The sequence below is a fragment of the Bradyrhizobium sp. WSM2793 genome, assembly GCF_000379585.1.
Lineage (GTDB): Bacteria > Pseudomonadota > Alphaproteobacteria > Rhizobiales > Xanthobacteraceae > Bradyrhizobium.
On the sequence record NZ_KB902851.1, the window covers coordinates 22,503 to 39,713 of the forward strand.

General features: G+C 66.4%; 11 protein-coding genes. 8 read left to right on the forward strand and 3 right to left on the reverse strand.

Annotated features, from left to right (window positions below):
- The first annotated feature begins 274 nt into the window (after positions 1–274).
- The 8 genes from A3AS_RS0142090 to A3AS_RS0142125 all read left to right on the forward strand — a co-directional run bounded on the left by A3AS_RS0142090 (position 275) and on the right by A3AS_RS0142125 (position 14,090).
- Positions 275–2,779, forward strand: coding sequence for a PAS domain-containing sensor histidine kinase (locus A3AS_RS0142090; RefSeq protein ID WP_018323415.1), 2,505 nt, complete (start codon positions 275–277; stop codon positions 2,777–2,779).
- Entirely contained in the window at positions 2,776–4,308 is a 1,533-nt protein-coding gene (locus A3AS_RS0142095; protein ID WP_018323416.1) for a bifunctional tRNA (adenosine(37)-N6)-threonylcarbamoyltransferase complex ATPase subunit type 1 TsaE/phosphotransferase, read from the forward strand. The genes A3AS_RS0142090 and A3AS_RS0142095 overlap by 4 nt, the downstream gene beginning before the upstream one ends.
- 86 nt (positions 4,309–4,394) lie before the next feature.
- Positions 4,395–4,712, forward strand: coding sequence for a PilZ domain-containing protein (locus A3AS_RS0142100; protein ID WP_018323417.1), 318 nt, complete (start codon positions 4,395–4,397; stop codon positions 4,710–4,712).
- Between the two features lie 118 nt (positions 4,713–4,830).
- Complete coding sequence (locus A3AS_RS0142105; RefSeq protein WP_018323418.1) at positions 4,831–5,553, forward strand: nucleotidyltransferase family protein; 723 nt, start codon at positions 4,831–4,833, stop codon at positions 5,551–5,553.
- 347 nt (positions 5,554–5,900) lie between these two features.
- The gene (gene addB / locus A3AS_RS0142110; protein WP_018323419.1) at positions 5,901–9,047 is read left to right on the forward strand and encodes a double-strand break repair protein AddB; all 3,147 of its coding nucleotides are present in this window, start codon (positions 5,901–5,903) and stop codon (positions 9,045–9,047) included.
- Positions 9,041–12,550, forward strand: coding sequence for a double-strand break repair helicase AddA (addA, locus tag A3AS_RS0142115; RefSeq protein ID WP_026202927.1), 3,510 nt, complete (start codon positions 9,041–9,043; stop codon positions 12,548–12,550). The genes addB and addA overlap by 7 nt, the downstream gene beginning before the upstream one ends.
- Positions 12,551–12,616: 66 nt before the next feature.
- A complete protein-coding gene (gene trxA / locus A3AS_RS0142120; protein WP_008540017.1) occupies positions 12,617–12,937 on the forward strand; it encodes a thioredoxin in 321 nt (106 codons plus the stop codon).
- A gap of 145 nt (positions 12,938–13,082) precedes the next feature.
- Entirely contained in the window at positions 13,083–14,090 is a 1,008-nt protein-coding gene (locus tag A3AS_RS0142125; RefSeq protein ID WP_018323421.1) for an ATP-dependent DNA ligase, read from the forward strand.
- An 18-nt stretch (positions 14,091–14,108) separates the two neighbouring features.
- On the opposite strand, the gene A3AS_RS0142130 is transcribed toward A3AS_RS0142125, so the two are convergent.
- The 3 genes from A3AS_RS0142130 to accD are packed head-to-tail and all read right to left on the reverse strand — an operon-like array spanning position 14,109 to position 17,138.
- Positions 14,109–14,849 (reverse strand): metallophosphoesterase, encoded by a 741-nt coding sequence (locus A3AS_RS0142130; RefSeq protein WP_018323422.1) that lies wholly within the window; start codon positions 14,847–14,849, stop codon positions 14,109–14,111.
- Between the two features lie 7 nt (positions 14,850–14,856).
- Positions 14,857–16,200 (reverse strand): folylpolyglutamate synthase/dihydrofolate synthase family protein, encoded by a 1,344-nt coding sequence (locus A3AS_RS0142135; protein ID WP_018323423.1) that lies wholly within the window; start codon positions 16,198–16,200, stop codon positions 14,857–14,859.
- A complete protein-coding gene (accD, locus tag A3AS_RS0142140; RefSeq protein ID WP_018323424.1) occupies positions 16,197–17,138 on the reverse strand; it encodes an acetyl-CoA carboxylase, carboxyltransferase subunit beta in 942 nt (313 codons plus the stop codon). The genes A3AS_RS0142135 and accD overlap by 4 nt, the downstream gene beginning before the upstream one ends.
- Positions 17,139–17,211 lie beyond the last annotated feature (73 nt).

The window sequence follows — 17,211 nt, forward strand, 5'->3', positions numbered from 1 at the left end:
AGATNCCCCAACCCTCCCCCGCAAGCGGGGGAGGGAGCGCACCTGCTTCGTGGAAACGGCTCACCCCTCTTCATCATCCGCTAACGCACGGCAATTCCAGCCGAATCATCCGAAGATTTACGTGTGTTGGAACCCTTCACTCTGCATTTTTTTGGGGCTGCCTTTGCGTTCACGATCTGGACTCTTACCGCCGGAGTCGCGGTGAGGGTATTGTCGTTTGATTCGCGCGCGACGGGGGTCGCCGCGCGCAAATCTGTGCGATCTTGGGGCAACTATGTCAGGCGTGATCGTGTCGATGCGTCGGACGCTGCTGTCGTGCACATCGCTCGTGCGCAACGGCTTGTTGGGAGGCGCTCTTGCAGCGCTGCTGCCGGCTGCGCCGGCCGAGGCGGCCGACCTCATCGACACCCTCTCCATCATGCTGGATTTCAACCGGCAGGAACTCGCGGTGCTCGCCACCGCGCTGGCCCTGCTCGGCTTCTCGGTGGTGGCTGCGATCCTCTTGATGCGCACGCGCGTGCGCACGGCGAAGAACGAGGCGCGGCTGCGCGCCCGAATCGGGGAACTCCAGCTCCAGGCCGACCGCTTCGGCGCGCTGCTATTCGCCGAGCCGCAGATCCTGATCTCCTGGCCGGCCGGCGATAATCGCGCGCAGATCTCCGGCGACATCTCCATGGTGTTGCCGCGCGACTCCTCGCCGCAACGCGTGCTCGCCTTCGGAACCTGGCTGCCGCCGGAACCCGCGCTCCAGATGGATCATGCCGTCGATGCGCTGCGTGACCGCGGCGACGGGTTCCAGCTGACACTGACCACCGCGCATGGCCACACGCTCGAGGCCATCGGCCGCGCCATCGGCGGCCAGGCCATTGTCCGGATTCGCGAACTCTCGGGGCTCCGCCGCGATCTGGCCGAGACCAATCTGCGCTACAACGCGCTCTCCGACGAGACCGAGATGCTGCGCGGCTTTGCCGCCAACGCCCCCTGGCCGATCTGGGCCAAGGGCGAGAACGGCGCGCTGACCTACGCCAACCCCGCCTATGTCCGCGCGACCGAGGCGAACAACGTCACCGACGCGCAGGAGCGCAAGCTCGAGCTGCTCGACAGCGCCGATCGCACCGCGATGGAACGGGGACTGAAGGACACCGCCAATTTCAACGCGCGGCTGCCGATCGTGATCAGCGGCGAGCGCCGCATCTACGACGTGCGCGCGGTCAATGTCGGCAGCGGCAGCGTCGGCGTCGCCATCGATGCCAGCGAGGCGGATGCGCTCAGCTCGGCGCTGGTGCGGATGGCGGAGGCGCATCGCCGCACGCTCGACCAGCTCTCCTCCGGCGTTGCCGTGTTCGACGGCCAGCGTCGGCTCGCCTTCTACAACGATTCCTACCGCCGGCTGTGGGACCTCGACCGCACCTTCCTCGACGCCAATCCCGATGATTCCAGCGTGCTCGACCAGCTCCGCGCCGCGCGCAAGCTGCCGGAGCAGCCGGACTTCCGTGCCTGGAAATCCAAGCTGCACGAGGCCTATCGCGCGGTCGAGACCACCAAGGACACCTGGTACCTGCCCGACGGCCGCGCGCTCTCGGTCGTGACCACGCCGAACCCGGAAGGCGGCGTCACCTATCTGTTCGACGATGTCACCGAGAGCCTCGAGCTCGCTCGCCGCTTCGACGGCATGATCCGGGTCCAGCGCGAGACGCTGGACAGTCTCGCCGAGGGCGTCGCGGTGTTCGGCAGCAACGGCAAGGCGCAACTGTTCAACCCGGCCTTCGTCCGGATGTGGAAGCTGTCGAGCGATGCCATGCGCGACGAGCCGCACATCCAGACGGTGGAAGGATGGTGCCATCAGCTGTTCGACGACCCCACGGTCTGGCGTCAGATCCGCGAGGCCGTCACCTCGATCGAGAGCCGCGCCGACGTGCCGCTGAAGCTGGAGCGCAAGGACGGCAGCGTGCTCGACGGCATGATCCGCCCGCTGCATGACGGCGCGACCATGCTGACGTTCCAGGACATCACCGACACCGAGAACGTCGAGCGCGCACTACGCGAGCGCAACGAGGCGCTGGAGGCTGCCGACCAGATGAAGGTGGATTTCGTCCACCACGTTTCCTACGAGCTGCGCTCGCCGCTCACCACCATCATCGGCTTCGCGCATTTCCTCAGCGATCCCTCGACCGGGCCGCTGACGCCGAAACAGGCCGAATATCTCGACTACGTCACCAAATCGACCAACGCGCTGCTGGCGCTGACCAACAACATCCTCGATCTCGCCACCATCGACGCCGGCGCGATGAAGCTGGAACTCGGCCCGGTCGACGTCAGCAAGACCATCGAGCTCGCGGCCGAAGGCATCCAGGACCGGCTCGCCACCGACCGCATCCGCCTCAAGGTCGAGATCGCGCCCGATGTCGGCAGCTTCGTCGGCGACGAGAAACGCGTGGTGCAGGTGCTCTATAACCTCCTCGCCAACGCCGTCGGGTTTTCTCCACAGGATTCCACCGTCGGCATCAGCGCGCGCCGCACCGAACGCAGCGTGGTCTTCACTGTGACAGATTCCGGGCCTGGAATACCTGCCGACATGAAGGACAAGGTGTTCAACTGGTTCGAAAGCCGCTCGCAGGGCTCGCGTCACCGCGGCGCCGGGCTCGGCCTGTCGCTGGTGCGCTCCTTCGTCGAGCTGCATGGCGGCAAGGTGCGGGTGGATTCGATCGTCGGCCGGGGCACGGTCGTGATCTGCGACTTCCCGACCGACCAGGCGGCGCATCGCGACGCCGCCGAATGACAGAACCAACCGCATTCTCCGTCGCGCTTCACAACGAGACCGCCACCGCGCAATTGATGGCCGATCTCGCGCTGCTGGTCGGCCCCGGCGATGTCATTACGCTGACCGGCGATCTCGGCGCCGGCAAGACAGCTGCCGCCCGCGCGCTGATCCGCTACCTCGCCGGCGACGAGGAGCTGGAGGTGCCGAGCCCGACCTTCACCCTGGTGCAGGGCTATGAGCTGCCGCCGTTCCCGGTGATGCACGCCGATCTCTACCGCGTCGAGGACGAGAGCGAGCTCGAGGAGATCGGGCTGTCGCCGCTGCCCGATGCCACACTCGTCCTGATCGAATGGCCGGAGCGCGCGCCGTCGGCGATGCCAGTGGATCGCATCGACATCGCGCTGACGCATCGCCCCGCATTGGGCTCGAACGCGCGCGCCGCCGACATCACCGGTCACGGCAAGAGCGCGGCCACGGTCGCGCGGCTGCAGGCATTGCGTGAATTCCTGGACGCAGCGGGCTACTTGGATGCGACGCGCAAGCGCATGGCGGGCGATGCCTCGACGCGCTCCTATGCGCGGCTGCTGCGCGACGGCGAGAGCGTCATCCTCATGAACTCTCCGCAGCGGCCAGATGGCGCGGCGATGTACAACGGGAAGTCCTACAGCGCCGCGGTGCATCTTGCGGAGAACATCAGGCCTTTCGTTGCCATGGACGAAGGCTTGCGCGTAGTCGGCGTCTCGGCGCCCGCGATCCACCATTACGATCTCGACCACGGCTTCCTGATCTCCGAGGATTTCGGCAGCGAAGGCGTAATCGAGGGCGACCCGCCACGCCCGATCGCCGAACGTTACGAAGCTGCGACCGACGTGCTCGCCGTGCTGCACTGGAGGACATTGCCTGAGACGCTGGAGCTGGCGGACCAGACCTACACCATTCCTATCTTCGACATCGAGGCGCTGCTGATCGAAATCGGCTTGATGCCTGAATGGTATCTGCCCGATCGCAACGCGCCGCTGAGCGATGAGAAGCGCGCGGAGTTCTTCGCGATGTGGCGCGAGTTGCTGAAGAAGCCGTTGGCCGCGCCCAAGACGTGGGTCATCCGCGATTATCACTCGCCGAACTTGATCTGGCTCGCTGACCGCGACACCATCAAACGCGTCGGCGTGATCGACTTCCAGGACGCCGTGCTCGGGCCGCACTCTTACGACGTGGTGTCGCTGCTCCAGGACGCCCGCATCGACGTGCCCGAAAGCCTCGAGCTGACGCTGCTGTCGCGCTACATCAAGGCGCGGCGCGCTGGCGATGCCGGCTTCGATCCGGCCGGTTTCGCCGAGCTCTACGCGATCATGTCGGCACAGCGGAACACGCGGCTGCTCGGCACCTTCGCCCGCCTCAACCGCCGCGATGGCAAGCCGCATTATTTGCGTCACCAGCCGCGGATCTGGACCTATCTCCAGCGCTCGCTGGCGCATCCCGCGCTGAGCTCTTTGCGCGACTGGTATCTCGCCAACGTCCCGCCGCCCCAAAGGCCGCCAAAGGCTTGATTCGGGGCCCGATTTACCAGCTGTTAGCCAAGACGCCGGTATTCTGGCGGCCAGGCAGCCGGATCATTACGGGCTGGAGCGGGCAGATGGCGGTAAAGACGGACCAGCGCGGCAACAGCCGGGTTGTTTTCGAGCGCGGGATCTCGGCCCAGATGATGGGGATCGACGGCACCTGGCGGCGCGACTGCACCATGGAGGACGTCTCCGAGACCGGCGCCAAGCTGACCATCGACGGCTCGGTCGAAGGCCTTCATCTGAAGGAATTCTTCCTCCTGCTGTCGTCCACCGGACTTGCGTACCGGCGTTGCGAGCTGGCCTGGGTCAATGGCGACCAAATCGGGGTCAATTTCCTCAAGCTCGGCGACAAGAAGAAAAAGGCGCGTTCCACAGCCGTCGGGGCATGATGGCAACACCCGTCGTACAACCGTCACGGCGGGTGGCTAAGGCGGTTGAGATGCGGTGCGGCTGATCGAACCTCGTGTTAGGATTGCTGCGAACGCGAAAGGTCTGAGAAAGCGAAGGATGTCCGTCAAACCGACCAAAGCCATGGTGCTCGCTGCAGGGTTTGGCCTGCGCATGCGTCCCCTGACGGACAGGATGCCGAAGCCGATGGTGCCGGTGGCCGGCCAGCCGCTGCTCGACCACGTGCTCGACAAGCTCGGCCAGGCCGGCGTGACCGACGCCGTGGTCAACGTGCATTACCTGCCGGACCAGATCATCGATCATGTCGCATCGCGCCAGCTTCCGCGCGTGACGATTTCTGACGAGCGCGACCAAGTGCTCGGCACCGGCGGTGGCGTGGTCAAGGCACTGCCGTTGCTCGGCGACGCACCGTTCTTCCACGTCAATTCCGACACGCTCTGGATCGACGGCGTGCGCTCCAATTTGACGCGGCTTGCCGAAAATTTCGACCCCGCGCGGATGGATATCCTGCTGCTGATGGCGCCGACGGCGACCAGCATCGGTTATGGCGGTCGCGGCGATTACGGCATGCTGCCCGACGGCGCCTTGCGCAAGCGCAAGGAAAAGGAAGTCGTTCCGTTCGTCTATGCCGGCGCTGCGATCCTGTCGCCGTCGATCTTCGAAGGCGCGCCGCAGGGCGAGTTCTCGCTGACTAAAATGTTCGACCGCGCCAACGAGCAGGAGCGGCTGTTCGGCCTCCGCCTCGACGGCGTCTGGATGCATGTCGGCACGCCCGACGCCGTGCACGCCGCGGAAGAGGCGTTTCTGGAGAGCGTGGCGTAGGGCCGGTCTTTTGTCTCGGACGCGGAGCGGCACGAAGTGCCGCTCCGCAGAGCCGGGACCCACTCCATCCTCACTCTCGGAAAGCAGATTGGGCCCCGGCTCAGCAGCGCACCACTGCGTGCTGCGCTGCGTCCGGGGCACGAGAGCGGTGGCGCCGCGAACAGTGCCGTAGCCCGGATGGAGCGCAGCGTAATCCGGGGCCACCATCACTTGTGGCACGAATCCCGGATTGCGCTACGCTCCATCCGGGCTACGAAGCGCGCGAACAGCGGGGACGATTTCGCGCCGCCCCATGACCATTTGACCCCGCCTCCCTATATTGCCTGATCCTTCGAATCAGGCAGCTCATGCGCGTCTTCAGCGTCCCCCTCTCAGTTCCATTCCTGCGCACGATCGTCGCGAGCCTGCTCGAGGGACGACTGGTCGAGGGATTCGAGGCGCGCAAGGAACCGGCGCGTCTGGCGGATGCGACGCTATACCTCCCGACACGGCGCGCGATGCGCGTGGTCCGCGAGATCTTCCTCGACGAGATGAAAGCGGACGCCGTGGTGCTGCCGCGCATCGTCGCGCTCGGCGACATCGACGAGGATGAGCTCGCCTTCGCCGACGAGGGCGAGCAGTTCTCCGGCGCGACGCCGCTCGACATTCCGCCGCGGCTCGGCGAGCTCGAACGACGGCTGACGCTGGCGCAACTGGTCGCGGCCTGGGCCAAGGGCCCGGTGCTGTCGCCGCTGGTGGTCGGCGGGCCCGCTTCGACGCTGGCGCTCGCCGGCGACCTCGCGCGTCTGATCGACGACATGGTGACGCGCGGCGTCGACTGGAGCGCGCTCGACGGTCTCGTACCCGACAACCTCGACCGCTACTGGCAGCACTCGCTCGAATTTTTGCGGATCGCACGCATCGCCTGGCCCGGTCATCTCACCGAGATCAACCGGATTGAACCCGCAGCCCGGCGCGATCTCCTGATCGCGGCGGAAGCCAAGCGCCTGACCGCACATCCCCATGGGCCCGTGATCGCAGCGGGCTCGACCGGCTCGATGCCGGCCACCGCGAAATTCCTGCACGCAGTCGCCTCGTTGCCGCATGGCGCAGTGGTGCTGCCGGGCCTCGACACCGATCTCGACGACGACGCCTGGCGCAGCATCGGCGGCTTGCGCGACTCGCTCGGCAAGTTCGCGGAGCATCCGGCGTCGAACCATCCGCAATACGCGATGAACGCACTGCTGGATCGTTTTGGCATCAAGCGCAGCGACGTCGAGATTCTCCAGCCGCCAACGGACGGCGGCCGCGATCTGCTCGCATCGGAATCGATGCGGCCGTCGGCCAAAACGGAAGTCTGGCACGATCGGCTGAAGCAGCCGGACGTCGCGGCGAAGATCGCCGGCGGCATGAGAAACCTCGCGGTCGTCGAAGCACCCAATCCTGAAATGGAAGCGCTCGCCATTGCCATCGCCATGCGCGAAGCGCGGCATCTCGACAAATCGGCAGCGCTGGTGACGCCGGACCGCGCGCTGGCGCGGCGGGTGATGGCCGCGCTGGCCCGATGGGATCTCGCCTTCGATGATTCCGGCGGCGACGTGCTGATGGAAACATCCGCCGGCGTGTTTGCGCGTCTCACCGCGGAAGCCGCGACCAAGGGACTGGAGCCACCGACGCTGCTGGCGATGCTGAAGCATCCGCTGTGCCGGCTCGGCCGGCTGCCTGGCGCATGGAAGGCGGCGATCGAACATCTCGAGCTTGCAGTCCTGCGCGGCACGCGCCCGCCTGCCGGCACCGGCGGCCTGCTGCGCGAATTCAACCGCTTTCGTGACGAGCTGACAAAGCTGTGGCGCAGCGAGGTCTCCGCGCTTCACAAGGCCGAGCCCCGTGCGCGTCTCAAGGCCGAAAATATCGACCGCATCCAGACGCTGATCGACACCTTGCAGAAGGCGCTGGCGCCGATCGAGAATCTGGTGTCGGCCAAGCCATATGACTTTGCCGAACTTGCGCACCGGCATCGCGAGATCATGATCGAGCTGTCGCGCGACGAGCAGGGCATCCCGCTGGCCTTCGAGGAGCGCGAAGGCCTCGCGCTCGCCGGCGCCTTCGACGATCTCCTGCGCGGCGGCACGACCAGCGGACTGATGGTGACGCTGCCTGATTATGCCGACGTCTTCCAGACCGCTTTCAGCGATCGCGCCGTGAGGCGGCGAGACAAGCCGGGCGCGCGGCTGCAGATCTACGGCCCGCTGGAATCGCGCCTGATGCAGGCTGACCGCATCATCGTCGGCGGCCTGATCGAAGGCGTCTGGCCACCGGCTCCGCGCATCGACCCCTGGCTCAGCCGGCCGATGCGGCACGAGCTCGGTCTCGATCTGCCGGAGCGCCGCATCGGCCTCTCCGCCCACGATTTTGCTCAGCTGCTCGGCGGCGACGAGGTGATCCTCACCCATTCCGCCAAGGCCGGCGGCGCACCTGCGGTGGCTTCGCGCTTCCTTCATCGGCTGGAGGCGGTTGCGGGCGACGATCATTGGAAGGCGGCCGTTCGCGCCGGCGAGAAATATGTGCAGTTCGCGGGCGCGCTCGACCAGCCCGCTGAAGTCACGCCGATCAAGCAGCCCGAGCCGCGGCCGCCGCGGGCGACGCGGCCGCTCAGGATGTCGGTGACCGCGATCGAAGACTGGCTGCGCGATCCCTACACGATCTACGCAAAACACATTTTGCGGCTCGATGCGCTCGATCCCGTCGACATGCCGCTGTCGGCCGCCGACCGCGGCTCGGCGATTCATGATGCGATCGGCGAGTTCACCGAGAGTTATGCGACGCGTCTGCCTGAAGACCCCGCGCGCGTGCTGCGCACGATCGGCGAGAAACATTTCGCGCCGCTGATGGAGCGACCCGAGGCGCGGGCGCTGTGGTGGCCGCGCTTCCAGCGCATCGCGCGCTGGTTCGGCGAATGGGAGACCGCGCGCCGCGACGCGATCGAGGCCATCGTCGCGGAGACCCGCGGCGAGATTTCAATCATGCTCGACAGCGCGCGCAGCTTCCGCCTTTCCGCGCGCGCCGACCGCATCGAACGGCGCCAGGGCGGCGGTTACGCCATCCTCGACTACAAGACCGGTCAGCCGCCGACCGGCAAGCAGGTCCGCATGGGCCTGTCGCCGCAGCTCACGCTGGAAGCCGCGATCCTGCGCGAGGGTGGCTTTCCCGATATCGACGCCGGCGCGTCGGTGAGCCAGCTCGTCTATGTGCGCCTGAGCGGCAACAATCCGCCGGGCGAGGAGCGCATCCTCGAGCTAAAGTACAAGCCGGGCGACGAGCCGCAGCCGCCGGACACAGCAGCCGCCGAAGCGCGCGCCAAGCTTGAAGCCCTGATCCGTGCCTTCGACGACGAAAACCAGCCCTACACCTCGCTGAACCTGCCGATGTGGTCCAACCGCTACGGCACCTATGACGATCTCGCCCGGATCAAGGAATGGTCTGCGGCCGGCGGTTTGGGGATCGAGGAATGGTGAAGCTGCCACGTCCCATTCCCGACGAGGTGCGCGCGCGGCAGGCGCGTGCGTCCGATCCGACCGCGTCGGCGTTCGTGTCGGCCAACGCCGGCTCGGGCAAGACCCATGTGCTGGTGCAGCGGGTGATCCGCCTGCTGCTGTCGGGCGTGCCGCCGGAGAAGATCCTCTGCATCACCTTCACCAAAGCCGCCGCCGCCAACATGGCCGAGCGCGTGTTCACCACGCTCGGTCACTGGGTGACGCTGGATGATACCGGGCTCGACGCAGCGATCCGCGCTGTCGGCATCCCGCATCCCAGCGCGAAAATTCGGCGCGACGCGCGAAAACTGTTCGCCTGCGCGCTGGAGACGCCGGGCGGGCTGAAGGTGCAGACCATTCACGCGCTGTGCACGCGCCTGCTCCAGCAGTTTCCGTTCGAGGCCAACGTTCCCGCACGCTTCGCCGTTATCGACGAGCGCGACCAGACCGACATGATGGAACGCGCCAATCTCAAGGTGCTGCTGGAGGCCGCGCGCGATCCCGAGAGCGTCACCGGCCGCGCATTGCTGACCGCAATGGCCAGCGCCGCCGACGTCACCTTCAAGGAGGTCGTGCGCGAGGCGTGCCTGAGCCGCGATCACTTCATGGCCTGGACGGATGAGGCCGGCAACGCCGAAGCCGCGGCGGCGCAGATGGCGTCGGCGCTGGGCGTTGATGCGAGCGACCGCATCGAGGACGTCGAGACCGAGATTCTCGATGGACCCTATCTGCCGCGATCGCGCTGGGACGACATCGCCTTTGCGCTGGAGGACGGCAGCAAGTCCGACAACGACCAGGCCAGCCGGCTCCGCGAGGCCAAGGCGTTCTCCGGCAGCGCGCAAGTCGATGCCTATCTCTGCGTCTTCCTCACCGACGAAAAGCTGCCGCGCAAGGCCGTGCTGACGAAAAAATTTGGCGACCACAATCCGTCCGTCGCCCGCCTGTTCGAGAACGAGGCGCAGCGCATCAGCGGCTTGATCGAGAAGCGCCGCGCGGTGACCATGCGCGACCGCACCGCGGCCCTGCTGCACATCGCGACCGCGGCTGCCGCCAACTACCGCCGCGAGAAGCAGGAGCGCGGGCTGCTCGACTACGACGATCTCATCGACAAGACGCTGGCGATGCTGAATCGCGTCTCGTCGGGCTGGGTGCATTACAAGCTGGACCGCGGCGTCGATCATGTCCTGATCGACGAAGCGCAGGACACCAGCCCGCGGCAATGGGACATCGTCGCGCACATCATCTCCGAATTCACCGCCGGGGAAGGCGCGCGCGAGGGGCTGAACCGCACGGTGTTCGCGGTCGGCGACGAGAAGCAGTCGATCTTCTCGTTCCAGGGCGCGGCCCCGCACGAATTCGATGCGCGCCGGCGAGAGCTGCACCGCAAGTTCACCGCCGCCGGGCTGAAGTTCGACCCCGTGGCATTCACCTATTCGTTCCGCTCGGGCGCCGCGATCCTGCACTCGGTCGACCACGTCTTCCGCGAGCAGGAGATCTACAAGAGCATCCATTCGGTCGAGATCGGCCATCCCCTGCACAACGCGCTCGCCGATGCCGGTCCGAGCGTGATCGAGCTGTGGGATCTGGCTGTCGCCGACGACCGCCAGGAGATCGAAGGCTGGCGCGCGCCGTTCGACGGCGTCGCTGTCACCAGCCCAGAAGTCAAGCTGGCGCGCCGCATCCAGGCCGAGATCAAGCGGCTGGTCGAGAGTGGCACGCTGACCGGGCACGAAGGCGAGCGCCGACCGCTGCGCTATGGCGACATGCTGATCCTGGTGCGCCGCCGCGGCAATGCCTTCGATGCCGTGATCCAGGCGCTGAAGCACGCTGGCGTTCCGGTGGCCGGCGCCGACAGGCTCAAGCTGACCGAGCACATCGCGATCATCGACCTGATGAACCTCGCTGATGCCCTGCTGCTGCCGCAGGACGATCTCGCGCTGGCGGTGGCGCTGAAGAGCCCGCTGTTCAGCCTCGATGACGACGACCTGTTCCAGCTTGCCCACGACCGCAAGGGATCGCTGCGCCGCGCGCTCGGCGAGCATGCGAAGGGAAGCGAGAAGTTTGCGGCCGTGCTGCGGCGTCTGGAAGCCTGCGAGATTCGTGCGCGCGAGGAAACGCCGTTTGCCTTCTACGCCTGGCTGTTAGGGGGCGACGGCGGACGTGCGCGCATCCTGCGCCGGCTCGGCTTTGAAGCCAACGACGCGCTCGACGAATTCCTGGAACTGGCGCTGAGCTGTGAGCGCAAGGCGCCGGCATCGTTGCAAGGCTTCATGGCCTGGCTGCGCTCGGCCGACACCGAGGTGAAGCGCGACATGGAAATCTCGCGCGACGAGGTGCGGGTGATGACCGTGCACGGCGCCAAGGGCCTGGAGGCTTCGGTCGTGTTCATGGTCGACACCACATCGTCGCCCGCGGACTCGCAGCGGGTCCGGCTGATCCACGTGCCGCGCGGCAATGGCGGCGAGGTCGTGGTCTGGGCCGGCCGCAAGGCCGACGACCCCAAGCCGGTCGCCGACGCGCGCAAGGCCATGCTCGAGGAGACCGAGGACGAGTATCGCCGCCTGCTCTACGTCGCGATGACGCGCGCGGCCGACCGCCTGATCGTCGGCGGTTGCATGCCCGGCAACATGAAGACGGTGCGCAAGCTGAGCTGGTACGACCTGGTCGACACTGGTCTCGCCGGCTCGGGCCTGGACAAGCAGACGATCGAGACGCCGCTCGGCAAGGTGACCCGATTCGCCCGACCGGAGGACGTCGCCGCGCTGGGCACGCCTGCGGCAGCAGTGGACCAGACGATCACATTGCCGGACTGGCTGCGAACACCGGCGCCGCACGAGGCCGTTGACGACGATCTGGTGCGTCCGTCCGGCCAGTCAGCTGAGGAAGGCCGCAGCGTGCGGACAGGCGAATCGGTGCAATCGCGCGCGCTGGCACTGCAGCGCGGCACGCTGGTGCACCGGCTGCTGCAATCCCTGCCTGATATCGCTGCGGAGCGCCGGCGCGAGGCCGCGCTCGGCTTCATGGCGCGCAATGCCTCCGACTGGACCGAGGCCGACCGCGCCGCGTTGGCCGACAAGGTGCTGGCTTTGATCACTGAACCGCGCTTTGCGCCGGTGTTTGCCGCCGGCAGCCGGGCGGAGGTCGCCATCGCCGGCCGGCTGGAGCGGCCGGGCCGTACTCCAGCATTGGTGTCGGGGCAGATCGACCGGCTGGTCGTTCGTCCGGAGGAGGTTTTGATCGTCGATTTCAAGACCAACCAGGCGGCGCCCAGGAACGCGGCCGCAGCGCCCGCCGCCTATGTCCGGCAGCTTGCGCTGTACCGGGCGGTGCTGGCACAGCTTTATCCCCAAAAGCCCATCCGCGCCGTCCTGCTCTGGACGGAGGCCCTTGAATATATGGAGATTTCAGCCCCCGCGCTGGACGCGGCGCTGGCATCCCTTCATCTCGGTGTGAGCGTCCTTGACCCGGCAAGGAGCCGTTCATAGGTTGACCCCATGATCCCGGGCGCGATTCCAGGTCGCGCCGATTCTTTCAACGAGTGAGGTACTCCAATGGCCGTTAGCAAGGTTTCCGACGCCGATTTCGAAGCCGAAGTGCTCAAGGCGAACGGCCCCGTGGTCGTCGATTTCTGGGCCGAGTGGTGCGGCCCCTGCCGCATGATCGCGCCCGCTCTCGACGAGATCGCCGGCGCGATGGGCGACAAGGTCAAGATCGTCAAGCTGAACGTCGACGAGAGCCCGAAGACGGCGTCGAAGTACGGCGTGATGTCGATCCCGACCCTGATGATCTTCAAGGGTGGCGAGATGGCCTCCCGCCAGGTCGGCGCAGCGCCGAAGGCGAAGCTACAGCAGTGGATCACCTCCGCGGTCTGATCCGCCTCGCACAAGTTTATTTTCGACAACGGCCGGCGAAATGCCGGCCGTTTGCGTTGACGGGACGTGTTCAGCGTATGACGAGTCCCGGCCCTTGCCTGCCCCTCCCGCAAAGCGCGCGCGAAGATCGACCTCTCTCGTTGCCATGGAGGCGCGGTCGGTCGACCAAATTCCACGCGGCGAGGAATGGCAGTACGAGCCGAAATGGGATGGCTTTCGCTGCCTGATGTCGCGCGACGGCGGCCATGTCGATCTGCGCTCCAAATCCGGCGAGGATCTCGCCCGCTATTTCCCGGAAGTGGTCGCTGCCGCGCTGAAGCTGAAGGCCGACCGCTTCACGCTCGACGGCGAGATCGTCGTCCCACAGGGAAAAAGCTTTTCGTTCGACGCTCTGCTGCAGCGGATTCACCCCGCCGCAAGCCGCGTGAAGAAACTCTCGCAGGACACGCCGGCGCTCTATCTCACCTTCGATCTTCTCGCGACTGCCCGGGAGAAGCAGCTTGCCAGCAAACCGCTCAGCGAACGCCGACCAGTACTGGAGGCTTTTGCGAAGGCTAATCTGAAGGGGAGCCTCTTCCGCCTGTCACCGGCGACGACGAGCTACGCCACCGCGAAAAAATGGCTGGCGCAATCCGGCGGCGGCTCGGACGGCGTCATCGCCAAGCGCGTCGACCTGCCCTATCAGGCCGGCAATCGCGACGGCATGCAGAAGATCAAGAAATTCCGCAGCGCCGATTGCGTCGTCGGCGGCTTCCGCTACGCCACCAACAAGATCGCCGGGCGAAAGGTGGTCGGCTCGCTGCTGCTCGGGCTCTACGACGATGGTGGCTTGCTGCACCATGTCGGCTTTACATCCGCGATCAGGGCAGACCAGAAGCCCGCGCTGACCGACCGGGTGGAGGCGCTGATCGCAGAGCCCGGCTTCACCGGCAACGCGCCGGGCGGGCCGAGCCGCTGGTCCACCGAGCGCTCGGCAATATGGTGTCCGCTCAAACCGAAGCTGGTGATCGAGGTCTGCTACGACCATTTCAGCGGCGAACGCTTCCGCCACGGCACCTCGATTCTGCGCTGGCGCCCCGACAAGGCACCGCGGCAATGCAGCTTCGAGCAGTTGAAGCAGAAGGCCGCGGATCCGATGAAGCTGCTGAAGTGAGTCGCGCTCGTGCCCCGTTTACCTCAGCCAACCGGTCGCTATTGCCTGTGCCAGCTCCGGCTGACTGTTATTGCGTGCCAACGCCGCCATTGCCTCGTGATCATACGCGACGTGGCGGAACGTCACCTGCCAGGCACCATTAGCCAGTTCGAGAAACGCATAACGCGCATGCGGCGTGCCGGCTTCCACCACATGCGGATAGGGATGCTTGTCGCGAAAGCCGGGACTGCCGACGCTGCCAGGATTGACGATCAGCCGGCCGTCGCGAAGTCGTACCGCGCGGGCGAGATGGGTGTGGGCGCAGAGGATCAGGGACTGGCTGACGCCCTGTGCGAATTGCTCGATCCGGTCGAGCAGCGACAGCGCCACCGTGCCGTCGGGATGCACGGTGTCGAGCCAATAGACTTCGTCGTTCTCGGGCGTCGCGTGGCAGAGGAACACCTGCTCGCGAAACACCCGCGTCATCGGCTGCGCGCGGAGCCAGTCCAGTTGCGCTGTATTAAGCGCTGCGTGGGCGGGACGATCCCACGAGCCCATTTTCTCCGGCGGACGATCCAGCAGGTAGCGGTCATGATTGCCGAGCACGTGCACGGCGTCGAGCTGCATCAGGATCTCGATGGTGCGGCGCGCATCGAGCGGCCCGCTCAGCATGTCGCCGAGATTGACGATGTCAGTGATGCCGTGGGCCCGGATGTCGGCGAGCACCGCCTCCAGCGCGAGATAGTTTCCGTGGACGTCGGCGATGGCGGCAAAGCGCATTGAAGCCTCATGCAGAAGGCGTGCCGTTGATCGCCAGCACGTGGCCGGCCAGATACAGCGAGCCTGATATCAGGATGCGCGGCGGCACCTCGTAGGCGAGCTTCGACAGGCCACGCAGTGCGGCTTCGACGCCCGAGACGGTCTCGACGCGCATGCCGAGGCTGCGCGCGGCGTCGGCGAGGCGATCGACCGGCATCGCGTTCTCGGTGTCGGGGATCGGCACCGCAATGATGTGACGGGTGAGACCGGCGAAATTGGCGAGGAAGCCCTGCGCGTCCTTGTTGGCCATCATGCCCGCGATGACGACCAGCGGTCGCGACACCCGCTCCTCGAGATCGCCAAGCGCGGCGGCCGCGACACGGCCGCCTTCGGCATTGTGCCCGCCATCGAGCCAGATCTCCGAGCCCTGCGGACCGAGAGCGAGCAGCTCGCCGGAGGTGAGGCGCTGCATCCGCGCCGGCCATTCGGCACCGACGATGCCGGCCTCAAACGCCGCCTGATTGATCCCAAAGTTCGGAATCGCCCGCAGCGTCGCGATCGCGAGGCCGGCATTGTCGAACTGGTGGCGGCCGAACAACCGCGGCGCGGTGAGATCCATCAGGCCGCGATCGTCGGAATAGACCAGGCGGCCGTGCTCGACATTGACGTGCCAGCTCTCGTTCGCCGCAAACAGTGGCGCGCGCATGCGCCTGGCCTGCGCCTCGATCACCGCCATGGCTTCGCCCGCCTGCTCCGCGGAGATCACGGGCACGCCGCGCTTGATGATCGCTGCCTTCTCGCCGGCGATCAATGTCAGGGTGTCCCCGAGGAAATCCATGTGGTCCATGCTGACGGGCGTGATCACGCAGGCCGCCGGCGTATCGATCACGTTGGTCGAATCGAGCCGGCCGCCGAGGCCGACTTCGAGCAGCACCACGTCGGCCGGGTTCTGTGCGAACAGATGGAAGGCAGCCGCCGTTTTCAGCTCGAACAATGTCGCGGCTTCGCCGGCATTGACGCGCTCGACCTCTTCCAGGGCCGCACGCAACTCGTCGTCACCGACCAGCACGCCGCCGCCAACGCGGCCGAGCCGGAAGCACTCGTTGATCCTGACGAGATAGGGCGAGGTATAGGCGTGGACGCGCAAGCCCGCGGCCTCCAGCGTCGCGCGCAGGTAGGCGAGTGTCGAGCCCTTGCCGTTGGTGCCGGCAATGTGGATCACCGGCGGCAGCTTGCGTTCGGGGTGGCCGAGCCGTTCGAGCAGGCGGTGCATCCGCTCCAGCCCGAGATCGATGCGCTTCTGATGCAGGACCGACAGCCGCCCGATCAATTCACCGAGCGGCGTCTTCGCGCTGTCAGGGGACGCGTTCACGCGTGCGGCGCAGCCGGCGCCGTCTCGGCGGCCGATACGATCTGCGCCGGGCTGAGCACCGGCTGCATCGGCTTCGACGCGGTCTCCAGCGCCGGCGCCTTGGTCAGCAAGCGGCAGAGCCGCGCCAGGGTCGGACGCAGCTCGTGGCGATGCACGACCATGTCGACCATGCCGTGCTCTTTCAGATACTCGGCGCGCTGGAAACCTTCAGGCAGCTTCTCGCGGATGGTCTGCTCGATCACGCGGGCGCCGGCAAAACCGATCAGCGCGCCGGGCTCGGCGATCTGCACGTCGCCGAGCATCGCATAGGACGCCGTGACGCCGCCGGTGGTGGGGTTGGTCAGCACGACGATATAGGGTTGCTTGGCCTCGCGCAGCATCTGCACCGCGACCGTCGTGCGCGGCATCTGCATCAGCGACAAGATGCCTTCCTGCATGCGTGCGCCGCCGGATGCGGCGAACACGATGAACGGCGACTTCTTCTCGACTGCGAGCTCGAGCCCGCGGACGATGGCTTCGCCCGCGGCCATGCCGAGCGAGCCGCCCATGAAATCGAAATCCTGCACGGCGACGACCACGGCGGAGCCTTCGAGCTTGCCGTAACCGACCTTGATCGCATCATTCAGATTGGTTCGGGCGCGCGCGTCCTTGATGCGGTCGACGTATTTCTTCTCGTCGCGGAACTTGAGCGGATCGGGCGTGACGTCGGGCAGCGCGACGTCGAACCAGGTCTCGTTGTCGAAGATCGACTTCAAGCGCGCCACCGCACCCATGCGCATGTGGTAGTTCGAGCCGGGGATGACGAACTGGTTGGCCTCGACGTCCTTGTAGAACACGAGCTGCCCGGAATCCGGGCACTTGATCCACAGATTCTCCGGCGTCTCCCGCCGCAGCATGTTGCGGATCTTCGGCCGGACCACGTTGGTAAGCCAGTTCATGGTTTGCTCCGATGTGCGATGCCGCCTCGCGGATCGCCTGAAGGGATATATGGCGACCAGGCCGCTGCCCGGC